A 16,329-nucleotide genomic window follows, 5' to 3' on the forward strand; every position below is an offset into this window, starting at 1 on the left:
TCCGGTTCAAGGGATGTGGGTGGCGGGGGTGACGGTCAGCTGGACCTGCTCCTCGCCCGCGTCGTTGCCCGGCGTGACCTCGATCCCGGTGATCCGGACACCGAACCGGGTGCCCCCGGGAAAGAACACGTCCTTGATCACCACGAGGGCGTCGTCGCCGACCTGGTAGGAGCCAAGGACGGGCTCCAGGTCGGCGCGCACGGTCAGCTCGGGCAGGACGACCGGGGCGGAGACGGCGGCGAGGGCCGAGCGGGCCTGGGAGCGCAGCAGGTCCACGTCGGTGAGATGCACGTAGGAGACCTCGGTCTCGGTGAGCGGGCGCCCGGTGTCGGGGTCCTCGGCGACCGCGACGAGCTGGCTGCCCTCGCCCTGCTCCCCGAGGGCGAAGACCCGGCTCGCGGTGGAGGCGCCGTCGGCCGGCCAGGTGTAGCCGATGAGGTTGGCGCCGTACTCCCACACGTGCGGGGTGCCCTGCTGGCCGAGGTGCGGGGTGCCGACGCGCAGTCTGCGCACGGGACGGCCGTCGCTGCCGTACGCCATGTCGAAGAGGAAGTCGGGGCCGCGCTCCAGGCTGGCCAGCTCACGCAGCGCCTCACCCGTGCTCTTGAGGTCGCTGCCGGGGTAGACCAGGGTGCGGGTGATGCCGGACCGGGCATCGGACTCGGGACGTATCCCGATGTCGCCGTGGGAATGTTCCTGGGCTACGGCGACGAGGGCGCGGGCGATGTCGCTCTGGTCGCGGTCGGTGAAGGTGACGCTGACGGAGCCCAGGTCGGAGGCGGCCGGGTCGAAGGCTGCGGGCAGGACGCGGCGGTGGTCGAAGTAGGAGAGGAACCCGGCCGCGCCGATCTCCAGGTGCTGGTCGGCGGAGGTGTACTTGACGGTCCAGACCACCCCGCCCCAGACGAGCACGCCGTCCCGCTCGACGTAGAGGGCGGCGCGTCCCGGTTCGGTGAGCTCGCGCGGGCGGTGGACGGCGATGCGCGGGTCACCGAGCGGCAACCGGGCGCGGAACTCACCGGCTTCGTTCAGCTCGGTGCTGAACGTGGCGTCGTACAGGGGGAGTTCGTCGGTGATGGCGCCGGTGGCGAGGTCGGCGGTGTAGTAGGTGTAGCGGGTCGGGCGGCCGGTCACTGGCCCACCAGCCAGGTGGTGTTGATGTAGACGATCTGCTCGGCGGGCAGGGCGGTCGTCTGCGGGTAGAGGTTCACGTTGCCGTCGGTGTCGACTATGCCCTCGATGCCCGTCCGGGTACCGCCGAGCACCACGTACCAGTGATGCCGTACCAGCGGGCGGAAGGCGGCCGGGAGGTTCATGAGGACCGTGGGATTGGCCGATTGGGCGACACCGGTGCGCATCGCGCCGCGCAGGTAGGCGACCGCGCCGACCCTGCGGACAGCCGGTGCCTCGCTGTTGTACACGGTCCAGCCGGCGGGAAAGGTGAGGGGGGTCCAGCCGGTGTCGTTGTTGACCGCCCGCCAGTTCCCCGAACTGTCGTACCACTCCAGGTGGTTGGTGTCCCCGCGGTGGATGTACATGCCGGCGTAGGGGTACGCGGGCCGGCCGCCCTCGCCCCAGACCCGCAGGATGCCGCCGACCGCCGAGGTCCAGGGACGCAGGTCGTCGATGTCGGGAGCGGCGACGGACGACGCGTTCTTCGCCACCCTGATCCGGGCGAGCGGGATGAAGTCACCGGTCACCGCGGGGTCGACGGGGGTGGCGGCGGCGGTTCCCTTGACGAGTTCGACGGTCATGCCGGTGCCGGCGTCGCCGTACTGCGCGTCGCGCTGCCGGGCCACCACGAGATCGTTGCGCGGGTTGCTCGGGTCCGCGGGGTTCGTGCCGAGGACGTCGAGGGTCTTCTGCTGGCCGAGCGTGACGAGATAGGCGCCGGTCGCACTGGCCCTGGTCCCCTGGATCACCCCCTGGAAGGGAGCGACGGTGACCTTGCCGGAGACGGTGGCGGTGGCCTGGACCCGGCCGGGGTCCCCGGTGGCCGGCCGGATGCCGCTGCGGGCCTGGACCGGGCTCGCCCCGGGCGCGGCGAACACGCCGGTGGCGAGGCGGGCGTCCTCGGCGTCGACGACCCCGCCGGAGATCCAGCCGGAGTCGCGTTCTGGGGTGGGCGTGCTCATGCGGATGCCTCTTCCGGTCGGGGGGTCAGGGGACGGGGAACGCCATCACGCGCAGGCCGGTGTAGTGCGCGGCGGGCGAGAACACGCTCGCGGTACCGGTCGTCATCCCGCCGCCCCGGGCGACGTACTGGGTCAGCACGAGCGGTGTCGCGGCGGGCAGCAGCCGGTGCCCCTGGGCGACGCTGGTGGTGATCCCCGTGGGCCCGCCGTGGAAGCACGCGAGGGACACGGGCGTCCCGTCCTGCATGCGCACCACGTGGTCCCAGCGCTCGTTGGCACCCGAGGTCTGCGCGGTCAACTGCCCGGTGACCAGGAGCATTCGGGGGTACGGCGCCGCGGGCACGGTCACCTGGTTGAAGGTGTACCCGGTGGCTCCCGCCGAGCCGGTGGTCAGCGGCCAGCCCGTGTCCGCCGGCCCGAAGAACTCCACCGCCCCCGTGGCCGCGGGACGCCATGCCGTGCCGGTGCGGACCAGGTCGAGGCCGGTCTCGAGGTCGTACAGCCGCTGTCCGGAGTAGCCGTCGGCGGGGAGCGACTCGTAGGACTGCAGCGGCAGTACTCCGCCCGCGGCCACGGTGAACACCCGCAGGTCCTTGATGTCCGCCTGGGTGATGGAGCCCGCGTTCGCCCGCACGGTGATCTGGGCGAGGGGCAGGTAATCGCCGGTGAGCCTCGGCGCGACCGGCGTCGGCGCGGGCGCCCCGGCCTCCACCTGCACCACCATGCCGTCGCTCGCGTCGCCGTACTGCCGGTCGGTCTGCCGGGCCACGACGAGGACGATCCGGGCGTACGACGAGTGGGCCGGGGCCTCGGTGAGCACGTCGAGAATCTTCTGCTGGGCGAGCGTGATCAGATACGCGCCCGCGTACGGCGCACGGGTGCCCTGGACGACCCCCTGGAAGGGCTGGACCCTCACGGAGCGCGAGGGCGTCTCGACCGCCTCGACGCCGCCGGGGTTGCCGGGGCCGGGTTTGATGCCCGTGCGGGCCGTGATCTGGTTGCCGGGGTCTGCCGCCGCCGAGGCGAGCACGCCGGTGGCGAGCCGCGCGTCCTCGGCGTCCACGACACCGCCGGAGAGCCATCCGGAGTCGCGCTCGAGCTTGTCCATGCGGTGCGTTCCTTATGGTGACTGAGGGCGGGCGGGTGCTGGTGACTGGAGGCAGCGGGTGTCAGAGCCAGGCGTCCCGCCACTCCGCGGTCAGCCGGGCGGCCGAGGCGTAGTCGCGGGCGCGGAAGAGCACGGGCGTCGCGCCCGGCCGCAGCGGAAACCAGTCCGAACCGGGCAGCAGCGTGGCCCGGCGGGAGGCCGTGCCCTGGAGCAGGACCGAGCGCGCGTCGGTGTCGACGAGCAGGAACTCCCCTTCCTGGAGGGTGAGTTCGAAGGCCAGTTCCTCGCCGGTCGCGGTGTTGCTGATCACCGGCTGGACACAGGGTCCGACGATCCGCCAGACCGGCCAGGTCGGGACGGTGCCCTTGTTCTCCAGCAGCAGCCGGCCACCGGAGGACCCGGACCCGAAGTCCAGGGGGAAGGAGAGCGGAAAGGCGACCCCGCCGCTGGAGGACGGCAGCGGACAGGTACTGCTGTTCAGACCGTACGAGTACCGCAGCGGGTCCGGCGCGGTCATGGTCAGGGAGAACTCGAAGGCACCGGACTTGCGGTCGACGATCTTCGTCTCGGCGGTGAGGCGGACCAACGCCCGCCGCACGCGGTGCGGTTCGGTGACGACGAGCGGCGCCAGGGTGCTGCCGTCGGCGAGTACGGCGGCCAGCCGGTCCTTCGCCTCCTCCCGTACGGCGCGTTCGGGGGCGATGGCCATGCCCTCCAGGGTGACCACGCGAGGTCCCCGGTAGGAGGGGGCGTCGAACGCGCCGTGCCGTTCGGGGCGGTCGGTCAGGGTGAGCCGGACGGGCGGGGTGGCGGCCCAGCCCTGTTCGCTGGTGACCCACCACTCGACGCCCTCGTCGTCGACGGTGTTCCCGGCCCAGCCGTCCACCTCGAACACCGGTTGCTGGAGCTGCCGCCCGCTCATCGCTTGGCCGCCCAGGCGAGTTCGCGGGCGGTGATCCGGCCGATCTCGTACTCGGACTGGCCGGGGCGGGGGTGGACGTTGACGGTGACGGGCCCGCTCGCCGCGGCGGCCCCGGTCCGGGCGGGCGCCCCGCCGGCGACTCCGGCGAGGCCGTAACCGGGGCCGATCACGCTGCGCGCGGTCGCGGTGGCAAGCCGCCCGGCGGCGCCCGCCACTCGGCTTCCCGCGCCCTCCATACCGAGGGCGAGCCCTTCACCGACATTCTCGCCGAAACCCATCATCACCTTGGAAGGGGACGAGATGCCGAGAATGCTGCGGATGGGCCCCGGAATGGTGTTGATGATGAAGTTCTTCACCGTGTTGAGAAGGGCCCCGGCCGAATTCTTGATGCCGTTGATGAGCCCCATGACGAGGTCGCCGCCCAAGCCCATGAGCTTGCCCGGCAATTCCGCGAAGAAGCCCCAGATCTTTCCGGGAACCCCCCGCAGGAAGTCAACAACGGCGTTCCACTTGTCGACGATCCAGTCCCGCACCGACCCGACCGCCTCCTTGATCCGGTCCCAGTGCTTGACGATCGCGAGCACGGCGATCCCGACGGGCCCGGTGAGAATGGCGACGAGCAAAGGCCAGTTGGCCTTCAACCAGTTGACGACATTCTTCCCGGCGTCGATCAGCCAGTTGATGGCGACCGACGCCCCCTTCATGACGGTCCCCACCACCTGCCCGATGATCTTGAACGCCGCCTGCATGACGGCCTGCACGGTCTTGGACTGCATCGCCATGTCGATGAGCTTGGTGATGAGCGGCATGATGAGGGAGAGGATCGCGCCCAGGATGTTGGCCTTCATGGCGGTGTTGAGTCCGCGCTGGGCGGTGGTGGCGGTCCTGAGCCCCTGACTGAACCGGCTGAACAGTCCGCCCCCGGACGCCGCACTCCGCCCCGCCCGCTGGACATCGGCGGCGGCCCGGGTGGCGGCGGTCCGCACCTGGTTGAGCCCGGCACTCGCCTGACCGGCCCCGGTCCGCAGCCGGCTGGTGGCGGTGCCGGCCTGTGTGGCCGCGTTCTTGAGCCGGTCGACCGAACTGCTCGCCCCGGTGACGGCGGTCCGCATGCGGGTGACGGCACCGCCGGTGCTGGTGGCCGCGGAGCGCATCTGGTTCAGCGCCCGGGTGACCGATACGAGTGACGTCTGCATGGTGGGTTGGCTCCGTCGCTGTCGTGTGTGCCGTTATCGCCGCAGGTCGCGCTCGAGCGCGTTGAGGTCGTTCCGCAGCCCCTGGATCGACCGGCCCGCACCCCGGGCGCTGCCCTCCAGCTCACGGACTCGTTGCATGCCCGTCCTGACCTGCCGGTCCAGGACACCGACCTGTCTGAGGGCGGTGCTGGCCTTGCGTTCGGCGTCGTTCGCCTTGATCCGCACGGACTTGCTGCCCCGCTCAGCGTCTGCGGCGACACGGCTGAGTCTGCGGAGGATGTCGGTGCGCAGGCCGGCGATCTGGGTACGCAACTGCTGCTCGCCGAAACGGAGGGTGCGGCGGATGCCCTCAGCGGTGGTCGTGTTGCGATTCCGGACCCTGCCGATCTCCTGTCTCAGTGCCGTGTCCGCCCTGGTCAGCGCTGCAAGCCGACTGTCGACCACTCTCCGAAGCTGGCTGTCGACCCTGATCCTGGCGTCGAGCCGCCCGACGATCTCCTGCCGCAGCGTCGCGTCCGCTCTCGTCCGCTGGCTGTGTTCAGTCTCGATCGCCGTGTGGAGCCGATCGTCCGCTCTGACCACCGCATCGAGTCGCCGGTCGGACACATCTTTGAGCTGGGCGGCGACCTTGAGGCGGGCGTCAACGGTTGCGAACCGGCGGTCCACCTCCCAGTCCCGCCGCCTCTGTTCGATGTCCTCCTGGATCTTGTTGAGGTCGACCAACGCCTTCTCGTGCTTGACCAGCCCGTACTCGAGCTGGACTCCGTAGCCGCTCAGTGACGCGCCGGTGGCCTCGATCTTGTGAAAGGTCGCTTCGGCCTTGGCGAAGGTCGCCTCGGCTTTGCCCACCACCGCCTCGGCCTTAGCGATCGCCCACTCGGCCTTGATGCGCTCGTCCTGTATCCACTGGCTGACCTGTTCCATGACGGCCTGCTTGAACGCGCTGATGTCACCGCTCGACACCCCCATGCGCTCACTCCTCCTGTCTGCCTGATCAAGGCGCGCTGAGGAAGGCCACGATCTCTGCCGGGGTCGCGGCGCCTTCCCCCCGCGCGTCCCGCGGTGTCTCCATGGCCTCGGTCTCCGCCCCGGACGGCCGCGGCACCGCCTCCGGATACTCCGCCGGTTCCGCGTCCTCGTCCCGGTGGACCGTCGCGAACATCCAGTTGGCGACGGCGAGATGGTCGACGACGGCGGCCAGCAAGTGGTCCGTGACCGTCCAGTCCGCCTGTTCGCCGTGGACCGCCCGGGCGTAGGACGAGTCCGCGGGCAGGTGTTCGACGAGGATCCGCAGACGCCGGGAGGAGAGCCGGCCCCGGTGCCAGTCGAGGAGGTCGACCCCGTAGTGGCGGAGCAGATCCGCCTCCAGAGCCTCGGCGTGCTCGTCGACCAGCGCGCCGAGGCTCAGCCTTCCCCCAACGACATGCCGGTGTCGTTGCCGTACGCCTCCAGGATCGCGGAGACGTCCTGGACACTGGTGTCGTACTTGCAGAAGCGCTCGAACTGCTCCTCCCCGAGCAGCAGCGCCAGCAGCCCGTCGATGTCGTTGTCCTCCAGCGCGGCGATCTGCTTGGCGATAGTGCGCGGGAACTCGGTGGGCAGCCGGAACACATCCCCGTCCACCTCGAACTCCCAGCTCTTTCCGACTGCTTCGAGGCGCTGGGCACGGGCGGCGTTGACGTTGAAGGGGGCCATGTCGGTGGAACTCCTTGCTGCGGGACGGGACAGAGGGATCAGGCCGCGCTGAAGCTCGGGTCCTTCATCAGGAAGGTCGCCAGCGGGGCACCGTCCACCGTGGCCAGCGCGGTGAAGGTGACCCCGAGCTTCACGGGGGCGGTACGGACGAGGGCGAGTTCCTCCGTCTCGGTCACCTGACCACGGGCGACGATCATGCGGTACTTGACCTCGTCGCCGTCGACGAACTCCAGCCCGAGCATCCGCTCGTCGAACTTCGGCTCGGCCGCCAGCTCGTACTTGTAGAGGCCGGACCCGGTCGCCGTCTCCTTGACCTGCCCGCCGCCGAAGAAGAACGGCAGGGTGTCCTCGTTCAGCTGGAGGAGCTGGAACTTGAAGCTGAGATCGCGGTCGGAGTAGACGTACCTCGCCGAGCTGACGCTCTGCCAGGTGTCCACGGGGTCCAGCTTGTCCTTCTTGGAGATCTTGACCCCGTCGGTGGTGGTGTAGCCGAGGTCCTTCCAGCCGGCACCCCACGCCGCGGCGGTGTCGGCGGGCGGTGCGGTGGCGAGCGGGGCGATGAGCACACGGCCATTGCCCGCGACCCGGATCTCCTTGGCGTTCGTTCCGGCCATCACTGCTCCTTGCTGGGAGATGGACATGATGTGCTGCGGGGGGTACGGCGAAGTCGCGCCGGGAACACGGCCGTTCAGGCCGGGCGGACCACCAGGCGGGTGGTCGAGACGTAGCGGTTGGCACTGGCGTGCCGGTAGTCGGGCAGCCAGCGCGGCCCGTCCTCCTCGACGACGTCCACGACGGTCGCCCCGCCGTAGCGCACGCCCCGGAGCTGGAGCATCAGGGAACGGGCCACGAGGGAGACGGTGTGGGCCGCGGCCTTGGAGGGGCCGTAGACGTCCAGGTCGACGAGCGGGTTGTCGAGCCGGGGATCCTCCGCCCAGGCACCGCCCATCCGGGAGACCAGTACGGCGCGCTGCGAGCCGTCGAACCCGGCCGGCGGTGCGACATCGACGACGACACCCGCCAGTTCGCTGCGGTCCTTGAGCAGATCGACGACCAGCTGCTCCACGTCCGGGAAGGTGACGTACGGCTCGCTCATCGCCCGGGCTCCGGCCCCTCGCCGCCGTCCTCGGAGTCGTCGGATTCGTCGGGGTCGTCGGATTCCCCGGAGTGCTCCGCGGGCCGCGCGATGACATCGAGCAGTCCCCGCGCGGTCTGGTCGTCGACGTCCACGACGTCACCGGGCTCGTGCCCGTTCCACCAATAGGTCAACTGGATCTTCTGCACAGCACTCCCCCGTGACGATCGGCTGTGAAGGAACCTGACGGAAGATCAACTTCCCTTGGTCAAAAGGAAGTTGACGCCCCAGGAACCGCAAATGTAACGGCCGCCCCAAGCACAGCGTGAGCACCGCGAGGTCTCGAACGGATAACGATGACCAGACGTACGGCGCGAGAGAAGTGAGGTCTAGTCCTGTCCTGAATTCAACCCCTCGGGGTCCGGATCCGGCAGGGACTCAAGAGGCGGACGTTGCTCCTGCACCGGTTGCTGCGGCGTCGGCGCCGCCCGCTCCAGGAACCGCAGCAGCTCGACCGGGAACGGCAGTACCAGCGTCGAGTTCTTCTCCGCCGCAACCGCCACCACCGTCTGCAGCAGCCGCAGTTGCAGCGCGGCAGGCTGCTCGGACATCTCCTTGGCCGCCTCGGCCAGCTTCTTCGACGCCTGGAGCTCCGCGTCCGCGTTGATGACCCGCGCCCGCCGCTCCCGGTCCGCCTCGGCCTGCCGGGCCATGGACCGTTTCATGGTCTCGGGCAGGGAGACGTCCTTGATCTCGACCCGGTCGATCGTGACGCCCCACTCCACCGCCGGGCTGTCGATCATCAACTCCAGCCCCTGGTTGAGCTTTTCGCGGTTGGACAACAGATCGTCCAGCTCGCTCTTGCCGATGATCGACCGCAGCGAGGTCTGCGCCATCTGTGCGACCGCGAACCGGTAGTCCTCGACCCGGACGACCGCCTCGGCCGGCGAGGTCACCTTGAAGTAGACGACGGCGTCCACCCGCACCGTGACGTTGTCCCGGGTGATGCCCTCCTGCCCGGGCACCGGCATGGTCACGATCTGCATGTTGACCTTCCGGAGCTTGTCCACGCCCGGAACGATCATCGTGAACCCCGGCCCGCGCACATCCGGCCGGAGCTTTCCGAGGCGGAAGACCACGCCCCGTTCGTACTGCTTGACGACCCGCGCGGCCGCCATCACGTACACCGCTCCGGCCGACACGAGCGCTACGCCCGCCGCCACCAGCTCCTCGACCATCGCGACCCCCAGGGTCCGAACCAGGCGCTCAAGGTGTGTACTTCGACGGTAACTCCGCGGGGTACACAAGGGGAGACGGAGGACACAGGTGGTCCACGGCATCAGGACGCGGGACGGCCGCCGGCTGACGGTCGAGGAGTACGGCGACCCGGACGGCAGCCCGGTGGTACTGCTGCACGACACCCCGGGCTGCCGCTTCGGCGTCGTACCCCGGGAAGTCGTGACCGCGCACCCGCACATCCGGTTCATCGCCTACGACCGCCCCGGCTACGGCGACTCGGACCGGCTGCCGGGCCGCCGCGTGGCCGACGCCGCCCGCGACGTGGCGGAACTGGCCGGCGCCCTCGGGCTCGGCCACTTCTCGGTGCTCGGTCACGGCGGCGGCGCCCCGCACGCCCTGGCCTGCGCCGCCCTGCTGCCCTCCCGGGTACGGCGGGCTGCGGCACTGGCGTCCCCCGCACCCCCGGACGCGAGGGACCTGAGCTGGTTCGACGGCATGGCCGCGTCCCAGGTGGAGGAGTTCACCCGGGCGCTCACCGACCCGCTCGCCTTCGCCGAGCGCCTCGCCGCCCGCGCCGCCGACATCCGCCGCGACCCCGCCCAGCTGCTCGTCTCCCTCCGCGACGGGCTCACGGACTCCGACCGGCGGACCGTCTCCGCCCCGGCGGTCGGCCAGATGCTGCTGCGCACCTACCGGGAGGCGGTGCGCGGTTCGTCGTACGGCTGGCTCGACGACGACCTCGCCCTGCTCAGTGGCTGGGGCTTCGACCCGGCGGCCGTCACCCGGCCCGTCCTGCTGTGGCACGGGGACCAGGACAGGTTCTCCCCGGTCGGTCACTTCAGGTGGCTGGCGGACCGCGTCCCCCGGGTCCGGCCCGTCCTCCAGCGGGACACCGGCCGCTTCGGAGCCCTGGAGGCCCTGCCGGCCGTACTGGACTGGCTCTGCGCGCCACCGGAGCGGACCTCGTCGTGATCACGACGAGCCCCCGTACGGATGCGTACGGGGGCTCACCGGGTGCCGGCTGCGGTTCAGGCCGTAACCGGGTCTAGAAGACGCTGACGCCGTAAGCGCTCAGGGCCTCGGTGACCGGCTGGAAGAAGGTCGTGCCGCCGGAGGAGCAGTTGCCGCTGCCGCCGGAGGTCAGACCGTAGGCGATACCGCTGTTGGAGTAGAGCGGGCCGCCGGAGTCGCCGGGCTCGGCGCAGACCGTGGTCTGGATCATGCCGTAGACGACGTCGCCGCCGCCGTAGTTGACGGTCGCGTTCAGCGCGGTGACCCGGCCGCTGTGGATGCCGGTGGTGGAACCGCGGCGGTAGACCGTGGTGCCCACGCTCGGGGTGGCGGCGCTGGTGATGTCGACGCTGCCGACGGTGCCGGAGATCGACGAGGTCGGGTAGCTGCTGGAGTACTTGACGAGGCCGTAGTCGTTGGTCGGGAAGCTGGAGCCCGCCGTCGAACCGAGCGTGGTCGTGTGCCCGGAGTTCGACCACCAGGTGCCCGCGCCGTCGGTGCAGTGACCGGCGGTCAGGAAGTAGTAGGTGCTGCCGCTGCGGACGTTGAAGCCGAGGGAGCAGCGCCAGCTACTCGCATAGATGGCGTCGCCGCCGGAGATCAGCTTGTTGAACTTGCCCGGGGTCCGCTTGATCGTGAGCGCGTCGGCGTTGCTGCCCGCCTGCTCCTTGATCTTGGAGATCTCGGCCTGCGAGACCGTGCTGTCGACGGTGACGACCACACGGTTGGTCTTGCTGTCGACGGCCCAGGCGGTGCCCGGGATGTCGGCCTTGAGCACCGAACTGCTGGCGCTCTTGAGTTCGGCGGTGCTGAACGGGGTCGCAGCGGTCGCGTTCGCGCTGGGGACCGCGATCGCGGCCGCGGCCACGAGGCCGGTGGTACCGGCGATCAGCCGGGTCCGTCTCGTAATGCCACTGCGGGGGTTGGTGCGCCTGATCCTCACGTTTCGTTCCCTCCCAGGGGAAGTCGGGGGCCCGCGTGGGGTCGGGGCCCGTGAGGCGCAGTCAGCGGCCCGGTCGTCCGGTTTTCGGACAAGCCGTGCTCCTGACAAGCGCTGAGGGGGAGTATTCGGCCGAACGGACGGTCGGCGCAAGGGCGCCTTTCGGCCGTCAACCTTTGAAAGACCTTTGTGCTTCAGAGGGAACCGCCACGCCTCGGCCCGCGTCGCTCTCCCCCGCAACCGGCCGTCTTGCGGCCGCCGACGTCCGGCGCGGACGGGCACCCGTACCGGAAACACACCTTCCATCCCCGCTCGCCGGATCGCCGAAAACAGCCCACGGCGAGCCGCCCGGAAAGCGGGCGGACAGACACGTGCGTCACGGCTCAGGACGCTCGCCCGGTCCCGGCGCACTGGGTGGCCGGTCTGCCGAGGCCCAGGTGCTCCCGGAGCGTGCTGCCCGGGTAGAAGGTACGGAACAGTCCGCGGTGCTGCAGCAGCGCCACCGTGCCGTTGACGAGCCGCTCCAGGTCACGCAGCGGTTCGGCGGGGGTGAGGTGGAAGCCGTCGACGATGCCCTCGCCGTGCCAGGTGGCGATCAGTTCCGCGAGGTCGACGGGGCCTCCCCGGTACAGCGGCCCCTGCGCGGTCTGACGTGGGCCGCCTCCGCCGTGCCCCGGCACGGCCGCGTGCTCTCCGTCGCCGAGGTCGACGAGGAGGCCGGCGAGGATCCGCGGTTCGTCGGGGCCGCGCCCGAACTCCGCGGCCAGGGAGCGCAGTTCGTCCCGTACGGCGGCGGCCTGCGCGGCACTCGCGGCGCGGACGAGGGCCACGTCGGCATACCGGGCGGCGGTTCTGCGGGCGGGTCCGTCGGTGGCGTCGACCACGCGGACCGGGAGGCCCTGCGGAAGGCGCGGCACGATCGAGGGGTCCTTGGCGGAGAAGGGCGTGCCCGGGAAGCCGGCGTCCCGTGTCTCGGAACCGGCCGACACGGGCGGCGCCGCCGATATGGCCACGAGGGTGTGGTCGGTGGCCGACACGTCCATCCACCAGCCGGCCCGGCCCCGGCTGACGCGGTCGAGGGCAGCGACGGCTGCCCGCACGTGGAAGGGGTCGCGGTGCGTGGTCGTGATGGTGGGCACCAGGCCGATCCGGCCCGTGGCGGACGCGACCCGGGACAGCACGTCGAGCGCGTCGGGGCCGGGCCGGGCGAAGGTGTCGTCCAGGGTCAGGAAGTCGAGCCCACCGCGTTCGGCGAGCCGGGCCGCCTCGATGTAGGGGAGCGCGTCGTACGCCGACGGATGGTCGAGGGCGGCGGCCAGGTGCACCAGGCCCCGGCCGTGCGAGGAAGCCATGTGGGGGAGTCCTTTCGGGGGAGAATCCGGCCCGCCGCGGCGGGAAGCAACCACGACCGCGCGGACCGGCGGCCATCTCGCTCACAGCACCTTGGAGAGAAACGCCCTGGTCCGCTCGTTGCGCGGAGCGTCCAGTACCTCGGTCGGCGGCCCCTGTTCGACGATCCGTCCGTCGTCCATGAACACGACGGTGTCGGCGACCTCGCGGGCGAAGCCGATCTCGTGCGTGACGACGATCATCGTGGTGCCCTGCTGTGCGAGGTCCTTGATGACGTCGAGGACCTCCCCCACGAGTTCGGGGTCGAGCGCCGAGGTCGGTTCGTCGAAGAGCAGCAGCCGGGGTTCCAGCGCCAACGCCCGCGCGATCGCGACCCGTTGCTGCTGCCCGCCGGAGAGCTGCCTGGGATAGGTGTCCGCCTTGTCGGCGAGTCCCACCCGGTCCAGGAGCCGCCGCGCCGCCTCGACGGCCTCCTTGCGGGGCCGCTTCAGCGCGGACACCGGGGCCTCGACGACGTTGTCCAGCACGGTCAGATGCGGGAACAGGTGGAAGTTCTGGAAGACGAAGCCGATCCGCGTGCGCTGTCGGAGCACCTCGCGCTCGGGCAGCTCGTACAGCTTGTCACCGGAGCGCCGGTATCCGACCAGCGCCCCGTCCACGCTGATCGTCCCCTTGTCCACCTTCTCCAGGTGGTTGACGGTGCGCAGCAGCGTCGACTTGCCGGAGCCGGACGGACCGAGGATCACGGTGACCTCTCCGGTGCGTACGGCCAGGTCGATGCCCTTGAGCACCTCCAGTGGGCCGAAGCTCTTGTGGACGGACCTGATGTCGACCATGACGGTCATCGGTGAACTTCCCTGCCTTCCAGGTGACTCAGGCGGCCGCACGGGCGGCGAGCTCGCCGAGGAACCGCAGCGCGGCCCGCGCGGTCGCGTCGTTCTGTCGGAACGCGGGCCCGCCGGTGCGTGGCCGGGTGAAGGCGCCGGGGGTACGTCCGTCGGTGTACGGCCCGAGCGCGAAGCGCCGGGGGTGCGGCCGGCCGGACCGGTCCAGGAGCCGTCCGTCGGCACGGTCCACGCGCAGCAGCCCGTCCGGGCTCTCGGCGGCCCCCTCGGCGTACAGCTCGCGCAGCAGCGGATCGAGGGCCCGCCGGACGGTCGGCTCGGGCAGCCGGGCCTCGACCAGCGCCCGTGCCTCGACCGAGTGGCCCGGCACGGTGGGGCTCGACGCCCGGAACACCCCGTCCTCGGCGCGCACTTCCATGTCCGCCCCGACGAACCTGAGCACTCCGGCCCGGGACAGCGCGAGCAGCTGCCGCAGCCGGGGTCCGGGCGGCCCCGAGGCGAGGAAGCTGAAGAACCCGTGCCACCATCCGCCGATGTCCCCGAGCCGGACCAACTGCCCGTAGACGGAGAGCAGCCCCAGGAACACGGCCAGGTCCGGGCTGTACCGGGAATCGTGCCGGCGGCTCAGGTCGGCCTCGACGTACTCCCGGAGCCCGTCCTGGAACTCCTCGTGGGTCGCGTACCGCACGCCCTCCAGTGGCCGGTCGAGCCGGGCGAGGTCGAGCCGGTCGCGGGGATCGGGCACGGCGGAGGCCGCCAGGCTCTCCCGTTCGGCGGGATCCCCGGCGGCCGCGTACTTCTCCTCGAAGTCGGTCCAGGACATCGCGGTCCGTTCCGGATGCACGGTGAAAAGCCGGTGGTAGTGGGCGAATCCGAGCTCCTTCGCCACCAGCGGCCACACGTCCCGCCGGAAGTCGAAGCCCTCCGGCAGGGCGAGCAGCCCGTCGATCTCGGCCGGGCCCAGGAAACGGGGCAGCGGCGGCCGCTCACCGGTCCAGTCGTAGCCGATCTTCGAGTGGTACGGCACTCCGCGCCGCGATCCGACGAGGAGGACCGGCTCACGCCCGGACGGGACGTAGGTGTCCCCGTCGTACCGTCCGCCCCGGCCCTCGGTCAGCAGCGCCATCAGGTCGACGAAGGCGAGCCCGAACCCGCGGACCAGGACCGGTTCGCCGGGCGCGAGCGCGGACAGGTCGCTGTCGGCGGTGAAGTCGGGCGGCAGGTGGACGAGGCCGTGGGTGCGGGCGTACGCCGCCAGGTCCCGCTGCTCCTCGTCCGGTTCGGCGTCGAGATGGCCCAGGCTGAGGACGACCAGGTCGGCGAGGAGCGGGCGCGGACGGCCCTCCAGCCAGACCTGCTGGCGTCCCTCGCGCGCTCCGCTCACCCGCAGGGCACGTCGGGGATGGTGGTGGACGGACACGGACGGCGGCAGCGCGGCCACCGCCTGCTCGTGCACCCAGCGCAGATAGGCGCCCTGGAGCTGCCGGTCCGCGAAGGTGCGGCCGTCGATGCCGGCCCACTCGTGCAGGGTGGGGCCGGGGCGCACGGGCCCCTCCATCTGCACCGTCTCGTCGGTGAACATGGTGACGTCCTCGGCGTGCGAGTTCATCCACAGCAGCGGTGACTGCGCCTCGCGCCAGATGCGTCCGGCGCCGGGCGGGTGCGGGTCGACCAGGTGCAGGTCGAGACCCGAACCGTCGTACAGCTCGGGCGCGTTGGCGGCGATCCGCTCGATGAGACCGGTCCCCCGCGGCCCGGCTCCGACGATCACCAGTGAGTGCCTCATCGGGTGCGCTCCGAACCGCGGGCGTAGTGCTTCTCCACGTAGTACTGGCCGGCGCCGAGCACCGAGGTGACGACGGTGTACCAGAGGGTGGCGACCATCAGCAGCGGGATGACCTGGTAGGTGCGGTGGTAGACGAGCTGCACGGAGTAGAGCAGGTCCTGCACGGCGATCACGCTGACGATGGAGGTGCCCTTGAGGGTGCCGATCAGCATGTTCCCGGCCGGGGGCACGATGGAGCGCATAGCCTGCGGCAGCACGATCCGCCACCAGCGCCGCCACCGGCTCAGTCCGAGCGCCTGCGCCGCCTCGATCTGTCCGTGGTCGACGGACAGGATGCCGCCGCGCACGACCTCGGCGGCATAGGCGGCCTCGTGCAGGGTCAGGCCGATGACCGCGACGGTGACCGGGCCGAGCAGGTCGACCGTCTTCACCCCGAGGATCTGCGGGTACAGCGCCCCGATGTTGAACCAGAGCAGCAGCTGCACCAGGACCGGGATCGACCGGAACAGCCAGACGTATCCCCAACTCACGCTTCTGAGCACGGGGTTGGCGGACAGCCGGGCCGCCGCGAGCAGGGTGCCCAGCGCGAAGCCGAGCGCCATGACGACCGCGGTCAGCCAGAGCGTGAGCCACAGTCCGCGCAGCACCGCGTCCGAGGTGAAGTAGTCCGCGACGACATCCCACTGGAACGCCCGGTTGCGCAGGACGGAGTTGACGGCCAGGCCCAGCAGCACGAGGACGGCGACGGCGGCCGTCCACTGGCCGAGACGGCGCTGCGGGACGATGCGAAGGGAGTCCGCGTGTTCCGGTATCTCCGGTGCGGCGGGGGCTTTGGCGAGGGTGTCGCAGGACATGCGAGGGCTCCGTGGCAGCGAGTCGGTCGAACTCGGACGGGTGCCTTCACACGGATGCGGCCGAGCCCCTCAGCAGGGCCGCCCTTTGAGACTACGGGTGCGTTTCCGCTCGCTGTCAAGGCTGTCCATACTGTGAGCCGTACGTCTCAAGTCGGTTGACGGCAAACCGGATG

General features: G+C 70.9%; 18 protein-coding genes. 1 reads left to right on the forward strand and 17 read right to left on the reverse strand.

Annotated features, from left to right (window positions below; translation table 11 throughout):
* Positions 1–6: 6 nt before the first annotated feature.
* From ACIRP7_RS16990 to ACIRP7_RS17045, 12 genes are all read right to left on the reverse strand, one after another.
* On the reverse strand, positions 7–1,134 hold the full coding sequence (locus tag ACIRP7_RS16990) for a hypothetical protein (RefSeq protein WP_403659366.1): 1,128 nt from the start codon (positions 1,132–1,134) through the stop codon (positions 7–9).
* Positions 1,131–2,135, reverse strand: a complete 1,005-nt coding sequence (locus ACIRP7_RS16995) for a hypothetical protein (RefSeq protein WP_403659369.1) — start codon at positions 2,133–2,135, stop codon at positions 1,131–1,133. Before ACIRP7_RS16995 ends, ACIRP7_RS16990 begins: the two co-directional genes overlap by 4 nt.
* A 25-nt stretch (positions 2,136–2,160) precedes the next feature.
* On the reverse strand, positions 2,161–3,243 hold the full coding sequence (locus tag ACIRP7_RS17000) for a hypothetical protein (protein ID WP_403659371.1): 1,083 nt from the start codon (positions 3,241–3,243) through the stop codon (positions 2,161–2,163).
* Positions 3,244–3,304: 61 nt separating this feature from the next.
* Entirely contained in the window at positions 3,305–4,165 is an 861-nt protein-coding gene (locus tag ACIRP7_RS17005) for a phage distal tail protein (RefSeq protein ID WP_403659374.1), read from the reverse strand.
* On the reverse strand, positions 4,162–5,361 hold the full coding sequence (locus tag ACIRP7_RS17010) for a hypothetical protein (protein WP_403659377.1): 1,200 nt from the start codon (positions 5,359–5,361) through the stop codon (positions 4,162–4,164). The genes ACIRP7_RS17005 and ACIRP7_RS17010 overlap by 4 nt, the downstream gene beginning before the upstream one ends.
* A 33-nt stretch (positions 5,362–5,394) precedes the next feature.
* A complete protein-coding gene (locus ACIRP7_RS17015; protein WP_403659380.1) occupies positions 5,395–6,330 on the reverse strand; it encodes a hypothetical protein in 936 nt (311 codons plus the stop codon).
* A 25-nt stretch (positions 6,331–6,355) separates the two neighbouring features.
* Positions 6,356–6,565: a hypothetical protein gene (locus ACIRP7_RS17020; RefSeq protein WP_403659383.1), complete on the reverse strand. Its 210-nt coding sequence runs from the start codon at positions 6,563–6,565 to the stop codon at positions 6,356–6,358.
* A gap of 200 nt (positions 6,566–6,765) precedes the next feature.
* Positions 6,766–7,056, reverse strand: coding sequence for a hypothetical protein (locus ACIRP7_RS17025; protein WP_403659386.1), 291 nt, complete (start codon positions 7,054–7,056; stop codon positions 6,766–6,768).
* A gap of 38 nt (positions 7,057–7,094) precedes the next feature.
* Entirely contained in the window at positions 7,095–7,670 is a 576-nt protein-coding gene (locus tag ACIRP7_RS17030) for a phage tail protein (protein ID WP_403659389.1), read from the reverse strand.
* A 74-nt stretch (positions 7,671–7,744) separates the two neighbouring features.
* Positions 7,745–8,152: a hypothetical protein gene (locus ACIRP7_RS17035; RefSeq protein ID WP_403659392.1), complete on the reverse strand. Its 408-nt coding sequence runs from the start codon at positions 8,150–8,152 to the stop codon at positions 7,745–7,747.
* The gene (locus ACIRP7_RS17040) at positions 8,149–8,340 is read right to left on the reverse strand and encodes a hypothetical protein (protein ID WP_403659395.1); all 192 of its coding nucleotides are present in this window, start codon (positions 8,338–8,340) and stop codon (positions 8,149–8,151) included. The genes ACIRP7_RS17035 and ACIRP7_RS17040 overlap by 4 nt, the downstream gene beginning before the upstream one ends.
* Before the next feature lie 180 nt (positions 8,341–8,520).
* Entirely contained in the window at positions 8,521–9,369 is an 849-nt protein-coding gene (locus ACIRP7_RS17045; protein ID WP_403659398.1) for a slipin family protein, read from the reverse strand.
* An 88-nt stretch (positions 9,370–9,457) separates the two neighbouring features.
* On the opposite strand from ACIRP7_RS17045, the gene ACIRP7_RS17050 reads away from it, so the two are divergent.
* Complete coding sequence (locus ACIRP7_RS17050; RefSeq protein ID WP_403659401.1) at positions 9,458–10,342, forward strand: alpha/beta fold hydrolase; 885 nt, start codon at positions 9,458–9,460, stop codon at positions 10,340–10,342.
* 73 nt (positions 10,343–10,415) lie between these two features.
* Here ACIRP7_RS17050 and ACIRP7_RS17055 read toward each other — a convergent pair whose 3' ends face one another.
* The 5 genes from ACIRP7_RS17055 to ACIRP7_RS17075 all read right to left on the reverse strand — a co-directional run bounded on the left by ACIRP7_RS17055 (position 10,416) and on the right by ACIRP7_RS17075 (position 16,156).
* Positions 10,416–11,324: a S1 family peptidase gene (locus ACIRP7_RS17055; protein ID WP_403659404.1), complete on the reverse strand. Its 909-nt coding sequence runs from the start codon at positions 11,322–11,324 to the stop codon at positions 10,416–10,418.
* Positions 11,325–11,704: 380 nt separating this feature from the next.
* Positions 11,705–12,673: an LLM class flavin-dependent oxidoreductase gene (locus ACIRP7_RS17060; RefSeq protein ID WP_403659407.1), complete on the reverse strand. Its 969-nt coding sequence runs from the start codon at positions 12,671–12,673 to the stop codon at positions 11,705–11,707.
* A gap of 81 nt (positions 12,674–12,754) precedes the next feature.
* On the reverse strand, positions 12,755–13,516 hold the full coding sequence (locus ACIRP7_RS17065; RefSeq protein ID WP_403659410.1) for an amino acid ABC transporter ATP-binding protein: 762 nt from the start codon (positions 13,514–13,516) through the stop codon (positions 12,755–12,757).
* A 28-nt stretch (positions 13,517–13,544) separates the two neighbouring features.
* Positions 13,545–15,302 carry an FAD/NAD(P)-binding protein gene (locus ACIRP7_RS17070; RefSeq protein WP_403659413.1) on the reverse strand — a complete coding sequence of 586 codons (1,758 nt, stop codon included), beginning with the start codon at positions 15,300–15,302 and terminating at the stop codon, positions 13,545–13,547.
* Positions 15,299–16,156 (reverse strand): amino acid ABC transporter permease, encoded by an 858-nt coding sequence (locus tag ACIRP7_RS17075; protein ID WP_403659416.1) that lies wholly within the window; start codon positions 16,154–16,156, stop codon positions 15,299–15,301. The genes ACIRP7_RS17070 and ACIRP7_RS17075 overlap by 4 nt, the downstream gene beginning before the upstream one ends.
* Between the last annotated feature and the right edge of the window lie 173 nt (positions 16,157–16,329).

It is taken from the genome of Streptomyces sp. NPDC102270 (assembly GCF_044766405.1).
Lineage (GTDB): Bacteria > Actinomycetota > Actinomycetes > Streptomycetales > Streptomycetaceae > Streptomyces.

Coding starts and splice junctions, on each gene's coding strand:
- ACIRP7_RS16995 (WP_403659369.1), bottom strand. CDS start 2,135: ATGAGCACGCCCACCCCAGAACGCGACTCCGGCTGGATCTCCGGCGGG.
- ACIRP7_RS17000 (WP_403659371.1), bottom strand. CDS start 3,243: ATGGACAAGCTCGAGCGCGACTCCGGATGGCTCTCCGGCGGTGTCGTG.
- ACIRP7_RS17005 (WP_403659374.1), bottom strand. CDS start 4,165: ATGAGCGGGCGGCAGCTCCAGCAACCGGTGTTCGAGGTGGACGGCTGG.
- ACIRP7_RS17010 (WP_403659377.1), bottom strand. CDS start 5,361: ATGCAGACGTCACTCGTATCGGTCACCCGGGCGCTGAACCAGATGCGC.
- ACIRP7_RS17015 (WP_403659380.1), bottom strand. CDS start 6,330: ATGGGGGTGTCGAGCGGTGACATCAGCGCGTTCAAGCAGGCCGTCATG.
- ACIRP7_RS17025 (WP_403659386.1), bottom strand. CDS start 7,056: ATGGCCCCCTTCAACGTCAACGCCGCCCGTGCCCAGCGCCTCGAAGCA.
- ACIRP7_RS17030 (WP_403659389.1), bottom strand. CDS start 7,670: ATGGCCGGAACGAACGCCAAGGAGATCCGGGTCGCGGGCAATGGCCGT.
- ACIRP7_RS17035 (WP_403659392.1), bottom strand. CDS start 8,152: ATGAGCGAGCCGTACGTCACCTTCCCGGACGTGGAGCAGCTGGTCGTC.
- ACIRP7_RS17045 (WP_403659398.1), bottom strand. CDS start 9,369: ATGGTCGAGGAGCTGGTGGCGGCGGGCGTAGCGCTCGTGTCGGCCGGA.
- ACIRP7_RS17060 (WP_403659407.1), bottom strand. CDS start 12,673: ATGGCTTCCTCGCACGGCCGGGGCCTGGTGCACCTGGCCGCCGCCCTC.
- ACIRP7_RS17065 (WP_403659410.1), bottom strand. CDS start 13,516: ATGACCGTCATGGTCGACATCAGGTCCGTCCACAAGAGCTTCGGCCCA.
- ACIRP7_RS17070 (WP_403659413.1), bottom strand. CDS start 15,302: ATGAGGCACTCACTGGTGATCGTCGGAGCCGGGCCGCGGGGGACCGGT.
- ACIRP7_RS17075 (WP_403659416.1), bottom strand. CDS start 16,156: ATGTCCTGCGACACCCTCGCCAAAGCCCCCGCCGCACCGGAGATACCG.